Here is an 18,913-nt window from a genome sequence, read left to right as displayed (position 1 = left end):
GGGGTCTTTTGTTGACAATTGACTAATCAGTCATTAGTATAAGTAATTGAGTTCAACATGTCAAATAAGGGTAGGTGTAAAGGTGAAAGGTTTAGTTAATTTTGTTTTGGGAAATAAACTTGCAGTTTGGTTATTAACCATTATTATTACCGTTTCAGGGATTTACTCTGGCACAAGAATGAAAATGGAAACAATCCCGGATATTTCAATCCCGTATTTGATGGTGTCAGATGTTTATCCTGGGGCAACACCTGAGAAGGTAATGAATGATATTTCTATGCCGATTGAACAGGCAGTCGAGGGACTTGACCATGTGAAATCTGTTTATTCTAATTCGTATTCAAATATGGCAAGCATACAAGTGGAGTACGAATACGGTATTGATATGGATGAAGCAAAAAGAGAATTGAAATCTGTCTTAGATTCACTTGAATTACCAGAAGGAGCAGAAAAACCAACAACATCTGCGATTAGTATGAATATGATGCCTGTTATGGCTCTTAGTGTAAGTAGTTCAAAAGAAGATATTGTTGAACTAACGTCAACCGTAGAAGATGCTCTACTTCCAAAAATTGAAAAGATTGATGGTGTAGCTTCAGCAACGATTAGTGGACAGCATATTGAGGAAGTTGATCTTACTTACAAAAAAGATAAAATGGATAAATTAGGTTTAACCACAGATAAAGTTAAAGAAATAATCCAAGCAAGCAATATGTCCGTTTCACTAGGGCTTTATGAGTTTAAAGAAGGTGAACAAGCTGTTTCGGTAGATGGTAAGTTCATGACTGTGAAGGAATTACAAAATATGTTGATTCCTGTAACACCATCTGCAACGAACCCATCTCCATTTGTAAAGCTTAAGGATATTGCAACGATTAAAACAGTTGGAAAAGTCGAGTCCGTTTCTCGTACAAATGGTAAAAATGCGATTGCAATTCAAATTGTAAAAGATCAGCAAGCAAACACAGTAGACGTAGTTAATAAGGTGAAAGATCTGGTAAAAGATGAAAAGAAAAAATACGATGGTCTTGTCATTAATACCACTCTTGACCAAGGGAAGCCGATTGAAGATTCAGTCTCAACCATGGTTGAAAAAGCAATTTTTGGTGGCTTAATTGCTGTATTGATCATTCTTCTTTTCCTACGTGATTTCAAATCGACAATTATCTCAATTGTTTCAATTCCAGTTTCTATTTTTATGGCATTTTTGCTATTGAACTGGATGGATATCACCTTAAATATTATGACGCTCGGGGCTGTTACGGTTGCCATCGGTAGGGTTATTGATGACTCGATTGTTGTAGTAGAAAACATTTATCGTCGCTTACACTTAAAGGATGAAAAATTAACAGGCCGTGCCCTAGTACGGGAAGCAACAATTGAGATGTTCAAACCAATTATGTCATCTACTTTAGTAACAGTTGCTGTATTTGCACCATTAGTTTTTGTTAGCGGCATGGTTGGTGAGTTGTTCACGCCCTTTGCCTTAACGATGGCCTTTGCATTAGGTGCTTCATTACTAGTGGCGATTACGATTGTTCCCGCTCTATCGCATTTTCTATTTAAGAAAAAGTTATATGGGGAAAGAACTGAAAAGAGTCATAAAGAAGCCGGTAAGCTTGCCAATTGGTATAAAGGGTTCTTAGAAAAAGCACTTAGCCATAAATGGATTTCTTCTATCATTGCCATTGTTTTGTTGGCTGGTAGCTTAGCATTAACGCCATTAATCGGCTTTAGTTTTCTGGGTAGTGATGAAGAAAAAGTTATGTATTTAACATACACACCAAAAGCGGGAGAACTTCATGATGAAACATTAAAACATGTTAAAGAAGTAGAAGAGAAAATGTTAAAGCGTAACGATATTGATACCGTTCAAGTATCTGTTACAGAGCCTGGTGATACACAAGCAGCAATGATGGGCACTGGATCAGGTGGTGCTCTAATGTACTTGATTTTCGATCCAGATATGAAAGACTTCCCGAAAGTGAAGGAAAAAATCGAGCACTACGTCAAGAATGTCGATCAACCAGGTACATGGAAAAGCCAAAACTTCTCAGCATCTTCAATGGCTTCAAATGAAGTAAGTTATACTTTCTATAGTGAAAATTTGGATAAACTAAACCAAACGATTACAAAAGTAGAAGACCTATTAAATAAAAATGACGACCTTAAAGATGTTTCTTCAAGTTCAGAAGAAGCATATGTAGAGTATCAATTCCGTGTAGAACAAGATAACTTGATGAAATACGGATTAACAACTGGCCAGATTGTTGGAATGTTAAGTCCACAACAAACAAAAAACGTATTAACAACAGTAGAAAAAGACGGAGATTCATTGGACGTCATCGTTCAACAAGAACAATCAGCTCAACCTGAATCTATCGATGATATTTTAGACAAACAAATACCTACTGCATTAGGGAAATCAATGCCGCTTTCGGAACTAGTAAAAGTGAAGAAAGGAACCACGTTAAATACACTTTCACGAAGTAAAGGTGAATATTACGCAACGGTTTCAGGTGAAATTAAAAGCAAAGATGTTTCAAAAGTTACTGCTGCAGTGGATAAAGATATTGAAAAATTAGATTTACCTAAAGGTGTTAGCTCTGAAGTTGGTGGTGTTCAGGCTGATATGGCAGATGCCTTTACACAACTTGGTGTTGCAATGGCAGCTGCTATTGCCATTGTGTACTTTATCCTTGTTGTTACATTCCGTGAAGGAGTTGCACCGTTTGCCGTTCTATTTTCATTACCTTTTGCTGTAATCGGTTCGTTTGTCGGTTTATTCCTTACTGGAGAAACAATTTCCGTTCCGGTTATGATGGGTCTACTCATGCTCATTGGTATTGTTGTGACAAATGCAATCGTCCTTGTCGATCGAATTATTCATATGGAACGTGATGGAATGACTATGCGTAAAGCCGTGTTGGAAGCAGGAGCAACACGTCTTCGTCCAATTCTTATGACAGCCATTGCCACAGTCGGTGCATTAATTCCATTAGCACTTGGTGAAGGCGGCGGGGGATTAATCTCTAAAGGCCTTGCCATAACTGTAATTGGTGGTTTAATAAGTTCAACATTATTAACACTAGTAGTTGTTCCAATTGTCTACGAAGTATTGTCAAAACTATTCAAGAAAAATCGTAAAGAAATCGAAGAAAACTAGTTGGAACAAGGGGACAGTTCCGTTGTCCACAAACGATTTTTCACAACAAACAAAAAAGAGGCTAACCATCTTGATCAAGGGGTAAGCCTCTTTTTGTGTGTACCTGTTAGTGTCTTTACACTGGTGTCAGGTACCGAATATGGACAGTGTCCATGGATGGTGGACACTTTTGTGGAAATTGGAATTCCAAACCAGGTTAATGGCTATGCTGCATTTTCTTTGTTCTTTTTCAGTTCAACGTCATGTTCTTTCGCTAATTTTTTTATGTCTTCTTGATAATCGCGGAACATTTTTCGGGCGTCAGCAAGCATCCCATTCGCTTCCTCGATGATTGTGATGTCCTGTTTTTGGAGTGCGCTTAGTATTTTTACAAATGCATCATATTGAAGATTAGCAGCCTCAATATACTTTTCATGTATTTTTTTGACTTCATCGGTTTCTATGCTAATGGCCTCCAACTTCTTTAAGAAGTCTTGATAGGTAGGAAGTATTTCACCCAATAACGCATCATATAATGTTTGATCATTTGTATAATTGACACCTGTTACACTTTCATATTTTGAAACCGCCTTGTTTTCCAAATCAGCTACAACATCTATCTCTTTATTAATGTAATTAAGAAGGTCATCTTGAACGGGGTCGTTAGAACAGCCTGTGAGTAAGATTGCAAATAGAAATAAAGGGACAAATATGAGTTTTTTCAACAATTTCACCTCCATAACTTCTATACTATGTTGTTCGGCAAGTTCGGTAACACACAATATTGTGCTGATAAGATTTACAAAATTAAATGGATGTTAAAAAGATAAAAACTCCACATCAATAGGGCGGGATAGATCAGCCCTACTAACGTGGAGTTTTATATTTACGCTTATTTTCTTATAGTCTTGAAAACCCTTCTTCATCTAAATATTCCGCTGCTTCTGCATAAGAGTTAAATGTTCCATCCAAATTCAGTCCTGCGTACACATTCCACATATCATCTTCGTTCACAAGGATCAATGTAAAATGATCTTGATTGATCCACTTTTCTTCGAATTGATCTCCCACAATGGACGATTCCACAGTTGTCTTAGGAGCGAGTGAGAGGATTGATTTTTGAATAATTGTACGAAGTTCTTCCTCCGAAAAGTCACGGATGTTCGTCATCCCTTTATCATTCACATCATATCCGTTCAATAATTCAGCATAGACAAAACCATTCCCGTTTGGGTGCAAATGATAGACAACATTTTTTTTATCTAACATACTTTCTTCATAATGAAAGTTAATTCTTCCTAAAGAAACATTTTTTCTTTGTAGTTCTGGAAACGATTCAATAATCGCTAGTTTTTCTTCAAAAGTAAGCATAGAGCCTCCATAAAATCTTCATTTAATTGCATGATTATATCATACTTAGTAGTCAACAAAAAATCTAGAGGGGAAAATTCCTCTAGATTAGGATGACACCTTTTCTTTACTGAACGCCTTTTTAAGCCAATTCTTTCCTTCGACAAGTCTGCTAACCATCATGGCACAAACTGTGTTACCAGTAGAATTTAATAATGTAGCAGGTACATCGATAATCGTACTAATGACTGCAATAATCGGCAGCACTTCTGGTGGAAATCCGAACACACTAAGAATAAGCATTTCTCCGATCATTCCGCCACCCGGAATCGCACCCATTACAGCACCAACTAAAAAGGAAACGGCAATAATGCTGAAAATTCCTGTTACGCTTGTCATATCTTTACCAAATAAACTAAAGAGAAAGACAATTTTTAAAACCCCACCGAAAACGGAACCATCTTTATGGGTGTTTGCCCCAAGAGGAACAATCGTTTCTGCAATATCTTTTGGAACCCCCATTTTTTTAACAGACTCCAGATTAACAGGTATACAAGCAGCGCTTGAACAAGTAGCAATCGCTGTAGCGGAGGGAGTTATAGCATTTTTCCAAAATACCTTTACGCCCTCTTTGCCACCAGCGAAAAAGGCATATAACGTAAAGAAGCCAAAATAATAAATAATAGCAAGAACTAGATATAATACAAACGCACGAACATAGCCTTCCAAAATTTGCGGACCAAGCTCACCAATCACTGTGGCAAAATAACATCCAAGCCCAATAGGTGCGTAGTACATGATAAACTTTACAAGTTTCATCATAATGGCAGAACCTGATGATAATAGATTCGCAATTGGTTTACCTTTTTCGCCAACCATCGCTGTAGCTAATCCGAATAAAATCGAAAACACAATCAATTGAAGCATATTACTTTTCGAAAATAACTCTGAAAAATCTTCAACAGTAAACGTATTTACAAGCTGTCCAAGAAAAGTGACATCATCCGCTTTTTGTTCAGCACCTGAAGATGACATAATGCTTTTAATAGAAGAAATATCTGTATTTTTTAACGGATCAACGATAATTGCACCAATATAACCTAAAATAGCCGAAACAAGGGCAGTTATAATAAAAACTAAAAAAATACTTCCCATAATCTTTCCAAGTCTTTTCATTCCATTCATATTTGCAATCGCTGAAGCAATGCTAAAAAAGACTAACGGAACAATAATGGTGAACATTAAATTAAGAAATAAATCTCCAAAAGGCTTTACTATTGTTGCCTTCGAACCGAAGATAATCCCCGCTATTCCGCCTATAATAATAGAAAGGAGTAGTAGAATGGTCGATTTATAATTTGCCAGAAACTTTCCCAAGATGTTCAACACCTTTCTGTATTTTCTATACTATCCTAAAATATTATTATCAACGGAAATGGATGATTTGACAATGACTCATTTTAAAATGGTGTGATTCTTTTTTTTACGATAATCGTCTATTAAATAAAGGGGGGAAAGCGATGTATAGTAATGATTTTGAAGAAATCTACAATCAATATAGTGACAAGGTTTATAGTTATCTGTTTCTACTCGTAAAAAATAAAGAATTAGCTGAAGACTTAACACAAGAAACCTTTTATAAAGCATATAAGAAGAGGAATACATTCAAAAGTGAATCGAACATTAGCACATGGTTAATAAAAATAGGACGAAATTTAACTTATGATTTCTTTCGAAGGAAAAAACTATTAAAATTTTTACCCATTGAAAAGTATCAAGAGAAAAGCATATATAATGAAACACCTCCGGAAATTCTTATTAAAGGTGAAGAAGTGGAAATGGTCTATAGGGCAATCAATAGCTTAAAACTGGAATACCAAGAGGTTATTATTTTACGGAAAATAAAGGAATTCTCCATAAAAGAAACTTCTACTATTTTAGGTTGGAGTGAAGTAAGGGTGAAAAATACAACTGTAAGAGCAATAGCCGCATTAAGAAAAAATCTTTCTGAAAAGGGGGCGGCTTTCGATGAAAACTTTATCGAAATTGGATGAATTATTTAATCAATTAAATGAGATTGAACGGTCGAATGAAAGGAAAAAGGCTACCTTTTCAGCTATTGAAAAAAGATTATCTAAAAGGGTAAGAAAATTTGTTCCTATAATAATTGGCGCTGGTGCACTAGCTATTTCATTGGTATTTACACTATTAACAATGACAAATGGAATCCAACCAACTTCCACTCAATTATCAAATAGTAGTAACCCATATGCGAAAATGCTTAATGATAGAAATATTACTCGATCTTACGTATCAAAATCAGTCTCAGCCTATTCCTTTTCGCCAGGTCAAATAAATCGTAGCTCAAATCCGGTGGCCATAATCGATGATGATAAACGTTGGAATGAATCCTTGAAAGACATACTGCTTCAAATGAAGGAGATCAAACATCAACCTTCCAAAGAGCCAGGATATGATTTAATGATCTACCTAAACGATGAAATAACAATTAAGTTCAAAATTTGGATAAATGATCAATCAATCATTTTTAAGGATTTTACAACAAATACCTTCTATACGATTAAAAGTAAAGAGGCAAAGGGATTTGGGTATATTTTGAATCATATGACAATGATTCGGTGAGAAGCAGTAGCTGGAGCCCCGAAGCTGTTGATAAAGTACATTGTTGTAAAAAAGGAAGTCAAGTCCTTAATATTGTGTAAAATCCTATACAATGTTTTCAACCTGTTATGATATTTGGGGTTAATCCTTCCCCTTTACATTTTTTTAGCGAAACTTCCATGGGTCTTTTACTCCATATCCAGTCAAGGGTGTCAAAGGTGGTTTTCCTTTGATAGCCTTGACTGGATATGGAATAATCCAAGAATGGAAGTTACCTTAAAAATGAAACATAGCTATCTCTTAATAGATTTTTGTTTTGAATATACGGTCTCTTGATAATGCATTAAAACAGCTCCAACTAAACGAAAAGCAGACTGTGTATTTGGAAAGATACGGATAACTCTTTCTCTTCGACGTACTTCTTGGTTTAAACGTTCAAGAGAATTTGTACTACGAATGTGACATCGTATATCTTCCGGGTACTCCATGTATTGAATGGTATCTTCGAACCCTTCATCTAAAATAGAGAGTGCCTGTTTATACTTAGAATTTTCACCAAACTGATCCATCAGCTCCTCTTTACATTTCCGGGTGTCTTCGATAGTGACCGCTTCAAAAATACGCTTTATCATCATTCGAATATCGGCGGAGTCTTTTTAGGTAGTCTTTCAATGATATTTCGTTTAAAATGTACGTTACACCTTTGCCAGCTAGTTCCAATGAATTCTCGTTGAATGGCTTTTTGTAGTCCTTGATGAGCATCTGAAATCACTAACTTTGGAGATTGAAGACCTCGTGATTTAAGTTGTTTAAAAAAATGGCTCCAACTCTCAAAACTTTCAGCGTGATCTACACTTAGACCAAGTATTTCACGCTTTTTGTGATCTGTAATAGCTGTGGCAATATAAACAGCTTTAGAGACTACACGGTTATGTTCTCTTACTTTTATATACATTGCATCCAAAAAAACAAATGGATAGTATGTTATATTTAAAGGCCGTTTGGCCCAATCATTGACGATAGGATCAAGCTTCTGAGTAAGGGAAGAAACGAATGACTTCGAGATATTTTCGCCACAAAGTTGTTCTACTATGTGCGTAACCTTACGGGTAGAAACCCCGTTGATAACCATCTCCAGCATAGAGAGAACTAAAGCCTGGTCGCACCGAGAATATTTTTCAAAAACGGAAGATGAAAACTCCCCATTTCGAGTTCTAGGCACTCTTAGTTTTATTTTACCGATACTCATGGTTAGTTCTCTTTCATAGTAGCCATTGCGGTAATCTAGACGTTCAGGAGAGCGTTCATAAGCGTCCGCATGTAAATAATCATCTCTTTCCTTTTCCATGTACTCATTTAAAACTAAAACAATCGCTGATTTAATAACTGCGTCAATATTGGAATTCAAAACAGATTCTTTTAAAAGATCCATATCTAGGTTAAACTGTAATTGGGTCATTTTATATTCCTCTTTTCATTGTTTATCGTCGTTGAAAACATTGTTTCCAAGAGGGATTAAAATGACTCTTTTCTTTTTACACAATTATATGGACTTAATCAAAAAGGATGTGAGATGTGCCTCCAAAGGGCGATATGAGGCACATTCCGGTCAACTTGGTGCAGGAAATATCCCATAAAGAGGGCATGAAGTACATCATGGGCAAAAAAATGAAAGGAAATGGCGCCAACGACTAATATGAGGCACATCATGATTGGGAAAGCGCAAGTATGTACCTCAAAAAGAGAGTATGAAGAACATCATGATTAAAAGGATGAAAGGAAGTACCTCCAAAGAGTGTCATGAGTCACATCATGCTTGAAAAAGCGGAAGTAAATACCTCAAAAAGAGAGTATGAAGAACATCATGATCAAAAGGATGAAGGGAAGTACCTCCAAAGAGTGTCATGAGCCACATCATGCTTGGGAAAGCGGAAGGAAGTACCTCAAAAAGAGAGTATGAAGAACATCATGATCAAAAGGATGAAAGGAAGTACCTCCAAAGAGTGTCATGAGCCACATCATGCTTGGGAAAGCGGAAGGAAGTACCTCAAAAAGAGAGTATGAAGAACATCATGATCAAAAGGATGAAAGGAAGTACCTCCAAAGAGTGTCATGAGTCACATCATTCTTGAGAAAGCGGAAGTAAATACCTCAAAAAGAGAGTATGAAGAACATCATGATCAAAAAGATGAAAGGAAGTACCTCCAAAGAGTGTCATGAGCCACATCATGCTTGAGAAAGCTGAAAGAAGTACCTCAAAAAGAGAGTATGAAGAACATCATGATCAAAAGGATGAAGGGAAGTACCTCCAAAAAGTGTCATGAGTCACATCATGCTTGAGAAAGCGGAAGTAAATACCTCAAAAAGAGAGTATGAAGAACATCATGATCAAAAGGATGAAGGGAAGTACCTCCAAAGAGTATCATGAGCCACATCATGCTTGAGAAAGCTGAAAGAAGTACCTCAAAAAGAGAGTATGAAGAACATCATGATCAAAAGGATGAAGGGAAGTACCTCCAAAGAGTGTTATGAGTCACATCATGATCAAGAAAACAAAAATAAGTATCTCAAATGAAGAAAAGGAGGAAGCTAACCCCCTTCAGGAAATTTCAGTATCCTCAAGAATACAGTTAAAGTACCTATTGCATCACAAAAGTTGATTGAAATTTACCATTTGTCCAAAGAGTGATTCGAGTCTCGGCGTAAATAATATGAATATCTACCGTGCCCAAAAATTTTGAAGTTTTTTGAGAGAACTTTGTAAATGGTCTTTTTCGGTATTATTTCACACCACTCATACATGGCATTTGCGGTAAGTTTTCTCTCAGGAAAAAGAAAAAGATACTCTTCTATGCTTCGTAAAACTGCAGATGTTACTTTTTCTTTATAACCACATGAATCGCAAATCAATTCATTTTTATGGAATTCAGCAATAAATGAGTGGCACTGTACACAGGTGATTCCCTTTTTTAAATCATCAAAATTATAATCAATTGTCCGTTTGTAAGGAGATGTGTGAATATGAAGGGAGACTAAATGTTTTGCTAGTTTTATATGGTTATCTTTTATTTTTGGTGAAATTGTAACTAGTTTGTTTAGAAATCGATCAAGTTGAGTTGGAAAAATAATAGGAAGATCGAGTGGAGCTTGATATAGTTGGAAATGGGGGTTGATGAAGATAATATAGGATTCGATTTGATAATGATACGCTAGCTCTTGGAGTAATTTTCGAAATAAGGTTTCACTGCGTTTCAATTGCAGTAATGGATTGTTAATTTCAGTTCCAGACAAAGTGTACCAACTATCTCCTTCGATATAAAAATCCCCTTCATAATTTTTTACCTCAAAAATGTATATCTTCTGATTAGAAATCAATACCTTATCGATTTGAAAGACAGTACCATTGCATTCTAATAGTAAATCATCAAGTATAAGCCAATCCTCCGACAAATTCTTTAGCCATTCGTCGACTCTTTGTTCGCCAATAAACCCCTTTTCTAGGTTTAAATAGTATGAATGTTCTTTGGGAGATAAACTCATTCTCCAATTTAAATACTTGGTAACTTGCAACTCTGCGGGTACGCAGCGAGGTTTAAAATTCATCACAACACTTCCTTTTTAAAAGATATCTTTTATTAATAGTAAGATATTTCTGACTACTTTTTCAAGTGATTTATAAAATGAACAAAAATAAAAAGCGTCCAAGTTGGTAAAACTATGTCGATACCAATTGAGGCTGGAGTGAATGCTATTGATTTATGATTGTATCATCATTGGTGGAGGAATTGCAGGATTACAGGCGGCCATTCAACTAGGGAGATATCAGCACAACATTCTTGTCATTGATTCTCATGATGGTAGGTCGAATCTATGCAGGGCTTATCATAATATTCTTGGATGGGCAAATGGGGTAAGTGGAGAATACTTAAGAACAACGGGCAGAAGTCAAGCTGAAGATTTAGGGGTTGAATTTATTAATCAAACAGTAGTGTCAATTGAGCAAGAGAATCAAACATTCGTTTGTACAGTTAAAAGTGAAAAAAAATATACTGGAAAGCGCATTCTGTTTGCAACAGGTATTGCGGATCGCCTTCCGAACTTTCCGGAAATTTACCCTTGTCTTGGTGTAAGTGTCTATGTATGTCCTGATTGTGATGGGTATGAAGTGAAAAACAAACGGACAATTGTAATTGGGTCCGGAAATACTGGTGCAAATATGGCCCTTACGATAACCCATTGGACAGACAACATCATCTATATTAACCATGAAAAAACAAAAATAGATACTAGTCTACAAAACCAATTACAATTAAAAAATATCACCTACTATAATGAAGCAATCAAAAATGTCATAACAAAGGAATCACAATTTAAAGGTGTTGTTTTAGAGAATAACCTTCACTTTGAAAGTGAACATGCTTTTGTTTCACTAGGTGGAAATGATGTTCGCTCAGAACTCGCAGCTAGCATCGGTATTCAGCTACATGAAAATCAACATATCCTGACAGATCCCCGTACAAAAATGACCAACATCAATAATGTTTGGGCTGCAGGTGATGTCGTTGCACATTCTGAACAAGTTACGATTGCCATGGGGGAAGGTGCACAGGCGGCGATTTGGATACATAAAAGTTTGCTTTAGATTGTAATAAAAACAATGACTCTCCACATGTATAAGTGGAGTTTTTTTGATTGCTTACATTGAAGGAAAGTAATTGTATTAGGAAATCTTAACCATAACTATACAACTTCTTAACAATGATAGGTTTAAATAAATAGTAGAAAAGTCATAGAAAGATATCTTGAAAAAGAGGGGTTAAAAATAATGACTCTACTAAATAAGATGAGCCTAAGAACACTTTTGGTATTTCCGCTTATTATAGTAATCGTGCTATCCTCCAGTGTTATAGCCTATGTAAGCTATAAAAAAAATAAGGAATTAACCGTGCGTTTAGTTGAACAGAAAATGCACAATTCTACTGATGTAATAAAAGAAAAGATTACAATGCTAAAATCATCCGTTCCAAAACAGCAATTTAATAAAAAATTAGCGTATGCCTTAACACAAAATAAGAATAGTTTTCTTGCATCAAACTTAGAACCGATGCAATTCAATATAACAGAAGAAAGAAAAGTCGCCTCTTTTCAGGAATTCAAAAATCCAATTCCACCCCTATCCAAGACTGTTATTGATAATATTCACAAAGCTCGTCAAGGGATTACACATTATAATGGGATGACATTAGCCTTTTCTTATCAAGCTGAATTAGGATCAACCTATGTGATTGCACTTAAAGATCTTGACTATTTAAAATCGGTTTACCATTATAGAACCATTTTGATTTCAATCACATTTGCGACCGTACTTCTTGCAAGTATTATTGGCTTTTTCACGATTCACCAAGTGACGAATCCAATTTTAAAGTTAAAAAATGTAATGGAAGAAGTTTCAGAGGGAAATCTACAATCAAAAATAAATATACGAGCTTCTAGTAAAGAAATATATGCCCTAGGTAAAGGTTTTAACCAAATGGTTATTCGTCTTTATTCATTAATTTCCCATCTTGAAAAAAGTGCTAGTCAAGTCACTACATCATCAGATAGACTAAGGATATTTTCTTCTGAATCAAAATCTGCATCTGAACAAATTGCGGAAGCTGTCGAGGAGGTGGCGGGAGGTACGGAAAAACAAGTTGATTCCGCGCAACTTTCAATGGGGAGCGTAGAGGGAATATCAAGAGGAATGGACCAAGTGGGCTATTCTATTGATAACGTCAATAAATCTTCCAATCTATTATTACAAAAGGCAAACATCGGCAGTCAATATGTAGATCAAACAGTTGAAAAAATAGCATTAGCACAAACAACGATAGAAAATACATCAGCAATGATTGATTCTCTTCACGAAAAATCAAAGGATATTGATCAAATATTAAATCTAATTAGTGATATTGCGAATCTAACTAATCTTTTATCTCTAAATGCGTCTATTGAGGCCGCGCATGCCGGAGAGCACGGAAAGGGATTCGCTGTTGTAGCACAAGAGGTTAAGAAGCTTTCAAGTCAATCTAGTTATGCTGTTGTTCAAATAAAAGAGATGACAGATGAGATTAGAAAAGCTACGGAAGAAGTTGTTATGGCTATGAAACAAGGAGTGGAAGTATTAAAAGATGGAACCCATATGATCGCCAAAACGGAAGAAGTTTTTGAGGACATTGTTATATCTGTTGGAAAGGTAACAAATGAAACGCATGATTTGTCCACTGTTGTCCATGGAGTGAATGCACAAACAAAAGAAACAATGAGTCAAATGAATGAAATTACAGAGATTTCGCAGCAATTTGCAGGGACGATGCAGCATGTTTCAGTAGCAACAGAAGAACAGCATGCTTCGATGGAAGAGGTATTGAAGGAAGCAATTGCTTTAAACAATTTGTCCAAAGAGCTGGAAAATGTATTAAGTAATTTTAATGTTTAAAATCTAGGTAAATTTTTATTTATAATAGGGTAAGACCTCTCTACAAGAGGGGTCTTACTGTTCAAAAGTTATTAATGTGTCTACTAACATTGATAAGCGAGGAACAATATGATCAGCGCCCACTTCTCGGCTAATGTTGTGCGGGTCAATCAAAATCGTCTGACAGCCTAATTGTTTAGCCGGAAAAATTTCATTCATCATATTATCACCAACACATAGAATTTCATGATATTCAACCTGATAATTCTCCTTAATTCCCGTTAAATGATCTCTCGTTTGAAGGGGCTTTTTACCATCAAAAATTAACATATCGAAAAGATTATCAAATCCTAGTTTTTTTAGTAAAACTTCACTATCGCGCTTCGGTGAGTTTGTCAGGAGAACAAGTTTTTTACTATTTGATAATCGCTGTAGTATTTCCTTAAAACCGGGAACTACTTTCATTTGAAATTCAGGAGTCATCATGTATTGTCGCGTTTCCAGAAAAGATAGACCAGCGGACTCATTATCAATTCCGTAATGCCTAGCAATAGCTGCAGGAACCCACCATAAATCTCCGATGCTTAACATTGAGTGGAAATTGAATTGTAGCTCTTTGGGATAAAGCTTGCCTACTTCATGTTTTGAAAGTGGTTCACCATCCCATGTGTGTGCCTGGAGAACCTGACCGTTTTCATGAGTTAAGATCAAATCATGATCTGCATCAAATACCGTGCCCATTTTTAACGCATGTTCCCCGGTTAATATTGCTTCGTAATCTTTTTTAAATAGCTCCTGTTTTTCTATACCTAACTTTTCACATAATTTATTAGCGTAATAATCAAAATGATGGGTATCCTCGTAAAGTGTTCCATCTAAATCGAATACCATTACCTTAACCTTTTCCATTCGATCAACTCCTCTTATAAAAAATATCCTTGTTCATTATAACAATCTTATCTATTAAATAATTTGAATCTTTTTATTTCCTAAACTTTATCACTTCATCTATTTACCACTTTACTAAAATAAAGGACTGGTATAGAATAAAAACATATTAAAAAGAAACGTGTTTAATAGATTTTCAGATAGAAAGGTGAGGCATCATGAATAATAAATGGGGACTTTTGATTTTAATTACTTTCGTAGTCGGAAATATGGTTGGCGGCGGGATATTTATGCTACCTGCCAATTTAGCACAAGTGTCTAGCCCTTTAGGTTCAACGTTGGCATGGGTTGCAACAGGATTAGGGGTATTTATGATTGCCCTTGTATTCGGGAATTTAGCCATTCGCAAACCGAATTTAAAGGCCGGCCCACAAAGCTACGCGCAAAATTTATTCTCATCTCCGAAGACCGGAAAAGTTGCTGGATATAGCATGGCATGGGGATATTGGGCAGCAAACTGGGCGGCAACTGCTTCAGTAATCATTTCATTTGCGGGGTATTTAACAACCTTTTTCCCGATTATGCAAAGTAACAAAGTCTTAGTTTCAATCGGCTCATTTCAGTTAGAGATGGGTAAAACAATTACATTTATTATTTGTTCCATCATGCTTTGGGGAATCCAACTTATTCTTTCCAAAAGTTTTAATAGTGCTGGGAAAATGAATTTAATGGCTACGGTTGCTAAAGTCATTGGTTTCGGGTTATTTATTGTCGCTACGATTTTTATTTTTGATAAAGCCAATCTAGGAAATGCAAAGGAATTTGTTGATGCAACTGGTAAGTCCTTTTCGTTAGGCGGACAAGTAAATTCTGCTGCAATTGCTACACTTTGGGCGTTTATAGGAATAGAATCTGCAGTAATGCTTTCCAATCGTGCCAAATCACAAGGAGATGTGAAAAAAGCAACGATTATCGGATTATTAATTTCATTAGTGATCTATATTGGAATTACCTTATTAACAATGGGTGCATTGCCACAGGATGTTTTAAAGGATTCTTCCAAACCGTTAGTAGATGCATTAGGAGTAGTTGTTGGTAATAAAGGGCCCATTATTCTTGCCATTTTAGCCCTTATTTCATTATTCGGCTCAACAGTCGGTTGGATTGTCGTTAGTTCCGAAGTGCCTTATCAAGCTGCAAAAGTAGGATTATTTCCAGCGTTTTTTGCAAAAACAAACAAGGCAGGAAGCCCAAGAAATTCGTTAACACTAACAAATGTTATGACCCAAATATTCTTATTCTCAACAATTTCAGGAACGGTCACACAAGCGTATAATTTTGCAATGGTTGTCGCGACATTAGCGTATCTTATCCCATATTTAGTCTCGGCGATTTATCAATTAAAGCTCGTATTAACTGGAGAAACATATGATGTGATTAAAGGATCGCGAATTAAGGATGGAATGATCACTGTACTTGCCCTTATTTACTCTCTTTGGGTTATCAAAACAGGAACAGCCGATATGATGACATTTTTATTAGGAATTGGATTATTTGTAGTAGGGTTAATTTTATATCCATTGATTATGAGGAAGCCACGCCAAAAAGAAACAAAGATTGATCCAGAAACGATCTTAAGTGGACAATGATTCCGTTATTTTTAGTAAATGAACGTAAAATAAGGGCTAAGCGGACACAGCGTACGCTATTTACGAAAAAACATAGGGAAATCCCAGTTTTGTTCATATCAACGGAACCTATGTCCGCAAACATAAGGTAATACCCAATTTTGTCACAGATAGCGGAATGTGTGTCAGCTAAACTCAGATAAAGTTTGTATCGTTTCTTCGTAAATCTGGCCATTTTAACCGGTTGTAACTTTCCGTAAAATTGAGTATAGTAATAGTAACTACTTTAAAGGAGGTATCGAATTTAGACATTATGATTTCTTTACACTTTTTTCGCTAATAAATTTTATACGAAAAAGTGGCTCTGCCTGTTGTCAGAGTGATGGGATAATTATGTCTATTTTTGATACTAGCTTTAATATTGTACGGATTTTAAAGGGGAACTACAGCTTTTTTGTGTTCTCCAAGTTTTTCACACCATCACAAACTTAACACAGGCAGATGCCTGTGCTTTTTTTATCCAAAAAAATAGAACGGTGGTGGCTGTGTATGTTTTTATTAAGAGCGGAAGATGTAACAGTTGAAATAACTGGGAACGTGTTATTTGAAAATGCATCGATTGAAATTGGTGACGGTGATCGAATTGCATTAATCGGGAATAACGGAGTGGGAAAAACAACTTTTATTAAAAGTATGTTGGGGGAATTACCTATTACTAAAGGTACGATCCAATTAAAAATAAAAAAAGATGAAGTTGGGTGGATGGATCAAGAATCCATTGAAACGGAGGAACGAACAGCAAAAGAATTTGTCGAGATGGAAAATCAACTTCTTTTTCAGTTGAAAAATAAAATAAAACAGGCTGAAGATCAAATTAATTTTACAGATGACTATATGGAGGTACTTCAACAATATATTGATTTGAATGGGTACGCTTGGGAAGCAACCGTCGAACGGCAGCTTTTAAAAGTTGGTTTAGCGGAGGAGCTATGGTCCCAGCCGTTTAATAACTTAAGCGGTGGACAAAAGACGAGGGCAAAACTTGCGAAAGTAATGATAAAGGAACCAAGATTGTTGATATTAGATGAGCCCACGAATCATTTGGATTCGGAATCGATTGATTGGTTGGTTCAATGGTTAACCCAATTTAAAGGTGCTGTGCTATTCACTTCACACGAACGAGATTTTATCGATAAAGTAGCGACGACAACCTATGAGCTGACGGGTAAAGGAACAAGGAAATATCAGGGTGGCTATTCATTCTATTATGATCAAAAGCAACTCGAACAAAAAACATTAGAATCCCAATATCAAAAGCAAGAGACGGAGAGAAAGAAGCTTGCTGAAGCGGTGAACCAGTACAGACAGTGGTTTGATAAAGCCCATGCTGCCGCAAGTGAACGTGACCCGTTTGCAAAGAAAAAGGCAAATAAAAATATGACAAGATTAAAGGCAAAAGAAAAGGCGCTCGAACGTTTAGAAAATAATCGAATAGAAAAACCGGCTGATTCGAAAAATATCAATTACCATATTGATACTGAAGAGTTTTCAAGCCGAACGATGGTAGCTTTGACAGATGTATCGTTCTCCTACCCTCCCGAAAAATCACTTTTCAAGCAGCTTTCGTTAGAAGTTAAGCGGGGTGATCGAGTTGCGATAGTAGGAAAGAACGGTACAGGGAAAACCACTTTATTAAAGTTGTTAACAGGCAAGTTGGAACCAAGCTTTGGAAAGATATCTCAAAATCCACAAGTACGTATAGGCTATTTCATGCAGGAATTAGAAAGTTTAAATTATGAAGAAACAATTTTAGAACAAATTTTAACTCTGCCGAATATGACCCAAACAGAAGCAAGAACAATACTAGCCTGTTTCCTATTCCGTCGTGAAGATGTATTCAAAAAGGTAAAAGATTTGAGCATGGGTGAAAAGTGTCGAGTGGCATTCGTGAAGTTATATTTTTCCCACGCAAATTTACTCGTATTTGATGAACCGACCAATTATTTAGATATTGAGACAAGAGAACGAATTGAAGATGCCTTAGAGATGTATCCGGGAGCTGTCATCATGGTTTCACATGACTCCTTTTTGCTAAGAAAAGTGGCGAATCGAATCATTTCACTTGAGGATGGCAATGTTTTCGACTATCCCGGCACCTACGATGAGTGGATGGAGAATACACATATGTCAAGCGAGCTTCAAAAAATACAAAATGAACGGAGCATACTCGAACTCCAGCTTGCCAATCTCATTGCTGAAGAAATTCCGGATGATGAACAACAAAAGAAAGTGTATGAAAAGAAATTAAAAGAGCTTAAACGGAAGATTGTAGAGCTTGAATAGTGAGACTAAAACTCGTTCCTACTTTGAGGAGGTTTATCCGATGAAAAAACCATTATATTTACTTTTCCTCTTTTTGTTAGTGATTATTGCCTCATGCAGTAATGGAGAAACCTCAAATAAAGATTGGAAGTATGCATTTGTAGTTTGGGAAGGATACAATTATATTATTTCAGATGAAAAAGTGAGAGAATCCGATATTGAAAAGAAGGTTGGAGAAATTCAGACTTACTTGGATAATGAAACTAATGTTAATAAAAACAAAACGTTTTCTAATAAATTCAAAAGAGGAACATTACTATATTCAATCAAAGAAGTGGACCAACATGATTCTTTAGCAGTTAAGACTGATAATGGATACGTAAAAATCAATAGTAATGGGAAATATAAGGAATAACATAATGGTTAACAAGCTGTTATAGATAGTTAGAGGCAAGCCATGGTCGTATTGACTGTGGCTTTTTTGCGTCTTTAGGAGGGGCA

Annotated in this window: 14 protein-coding genes and 1 pseudogene; 9 read left to right on the top strand and 6 right to left on the bottom strand. The window is 36.0% G+C overall.

What is annotated here, in order from left to right:
- Window positions 1–82: 82 nt before the first annotated feature.
- Window positions 83–3,166 carry an efflux RND transporter permease subunit gene (locus tag I5776_RS20575; protein ID WP_202778336.1) on the top strand — a complete coding sequence of 1,028 codons (3,084 nt, stop codon included), beginning with the start codon at window positions 83–85 and terminating at the stop codon, window positions 3,164–3,166.
- 203 nt (window positions 3,167–3,369) lie between these two features.
- Here the strand turns inward: I5776_RS20575 and I5776_RS20570 are convergent, their stop codons facing one another.
- The 3 genes from I5776_RS20570 to I5776_RS20560 form a co-directional block, all read right to left on the bottom strand.
- Window positions 3,370–3,870, bottom strand: coding sequence for a hypothetical protein (locus I5776_RS20570; RefSeq protein ID WP_202778335.1), 501 nt, complete (start codon window positions 3,868–3,870; stop codon window positions 3,370–3,372).
- Between the two features lie 175 nt (window positions 3,871–4,045).
- Window positions 4,046–4,516 carry a hypothetical protein gene (locus tag I5776_RS20565; protein WP_202778334.1) on the bottom strand — a complete coding sequence of 157 codons (471 nt, stop codon included), beginning with the start codon at window positions 4,514–4,516 and terminating at the stop codon, window positions 4,046–4,048.
- A gap of 87 nt (window positions 4,517–4,603) precedes the next feature.
- Complete coding sequence (locus I5776_RS20560; RefSeq protein ID WP_202778333.1) at window positions 4,604–5,872, bottom strand: dicarboxylate/amino acid:cation symporter; 1,269 nt, start codon at window positions 5,870–5,872, stop codon at window positions 4,604–4,606.
- Window positions 5,873–6,015: 143 nt separating this feature from the next.
- Between I5776_RS20560 and I5776_RS20555 the strand changes: the two genes are divergently transcribed.
- Window positions 6,016–6,549, top strand: coding sequence for an RNA polymerase sigma factor (locus tag I5776_RS20555; protein ID WP_202778332.1), 534 nt, complete (start codon window positions 6,016–6,018; stop codon window positions 6,547–6,549).
- Window positions 6,524–7,138 (top strand): hypothetical protein, encoded by a 615-nt coding sequence (locus I5776_RS20550; RefSeq protein WP_202778331.1) that lies wholly within the window; start codon window positions 6,524–6,526, stop codon window positions 7,136–7,138. The genes I5776_RS20555 and I5776_RS20550 overlap by 26 nt, the downstream gene beginning before the upstream one ends.
- A gap of 272 nt (window positions 7,139–7,410) precedes the next feature.
- Here I5776_RS20550 and I5776_RS20545 read toward each other — a convergent pair.
- A pseudogene (locus I5776_RS20545) lies at window positions 7,411–8,576 on the bottom strand (IS256 family transposase).
- Between the two features lie 31 nt (window positions 8,577–8,607).
- On the opposite strand from I5776_RS20545, the gene I5776_RS20540 reads away from it, so the two are divergent.
- Window positions 8,608–8,754 (top strand): hypothetical protein, encoded by a 147-nt coding sequence (locus I5776_RS20540; protein ID WP_202778330.1) that lies wholly within the window; start codon window positions 8,608–8,610, stop codon window positions 8,752–8,754.
- Between the two features lie 1,030 nt (window positions 8,755–9,784).
- Here the strand turns inward: I5776_RS20540 and I5776_RS20535 are convergent.
- Window positions 9,785–10,720, bottom strand: coding sequence for a nuclease-related domain-containing protein (locus I5776_RS20535; protein ID WP_202778329.1), 936 nt, complete (start codon window positions 10,718–10,720; stop codon window positions 9,785–9,787).
- 148 nt (window positions 10,721–10,868) lie between these two features.
- On the opposite strand from I5776_RS20535, the gene I5776_RS20530 reads away from it, so the two are divergent.
- Window positions 10,869–11,759: an NAD(P)/FAD-dependent oxidoreductase gene (locus I5776_RS20530; protein ID WP_246483858.1), complete on the top strand. Its 891-nt coding sequence runs from the start codon at window positions 10,869–10,871 to the stop codon at window positions 11,757–11,759.
- 183 nt (window positions 11,760–11,942) lie between these two features.
- Window positions 11,943–13,595 (top strand): methyl-accepting chemotaxis protein, encoded by a 1,653-nt coding sequence (locus I5776_RS20525; protein WP_202778327.1) that lies wholly within the window; start codon window positions 11,943–11,945, stop codon window positions 13,593–13,595.
- Window positions 13,596–13,649: 54 nt separating this feature from the next.
- On the opposite strand, the gene I5776_RS20520 is transcribed toward I5776_RS20525, so the two are convergent.
- Window positions 13,650–14,483: an HAD family hydrolase gene (locus I5776_RS20520; protein WP_202778326.1), complete on the bottom strand. Its 834-nt coding sequence runs from the start codon at window positions 14,481–14,483 to the stop codon at window positions 13,650–13,652.
- 194 nt (window positions 14,484–14,677) lie between these two features.
- Between I5776_RS20520 and I5776_RS20515 the strand changes: the two genes are divergently transcribed.
- From I5776_RS20515 to I5776_RS20505, 3 genes are all read left to right on the top strand, one after another.
- The gene (locus I5776_RS20515; RefSeq protein WP_202780885.1) at window positions 14,678–16,111 is read left to right on the top strand and encodes an amino acid permease; all 1,434 of its coding nucleotides are present in this window, start codon (window positions 14,678–14,680) and stop codon (window positions 16,109–16,111) included.
- 528 nt (window positions 16,112–16,639) lie between these two features.
- Entirely contained in the window at window positions 16,640–18,433 is a 1,794-nt protein-coding gene (abc-f, locus tag I5776_RS20510; RefSeq protein WP_202778325.1) for a ribosomal protection-like ABC-F family protein, read from the top strand.
- A gap of 40 nt (window positions 18,434–18,473) precedes the next feature.
- Window positions 18,474–18,827 carry a hypothetical protein gene (locus I5776_RS20505; RefSeq protein WP_202778324.1) on the top strand — a complete coding sequence of 118 codons (354 nt, stop codon included), beginning with the start codon at window positions 18,474–18,476 and terminating at the stop codon, window positions 18,825–18,827.
- Window positions 18,828–18,913 lie beyond the last annotated feature (86 nt).

This window comes from Heyndrickxia vini, from assembly GCF_016772275.1.
Lineage (GTDB): Bacteria > Bacillota > Bacilli > Bacillales > Bacillaceae_C > Heyndrickxia > Heyndrickxia vini.
The sequence above is the reverse complement of the archived record's forward strand: the minus strand, read 5'-3'. Positions and strand labels throughout refer to the sequence as shown.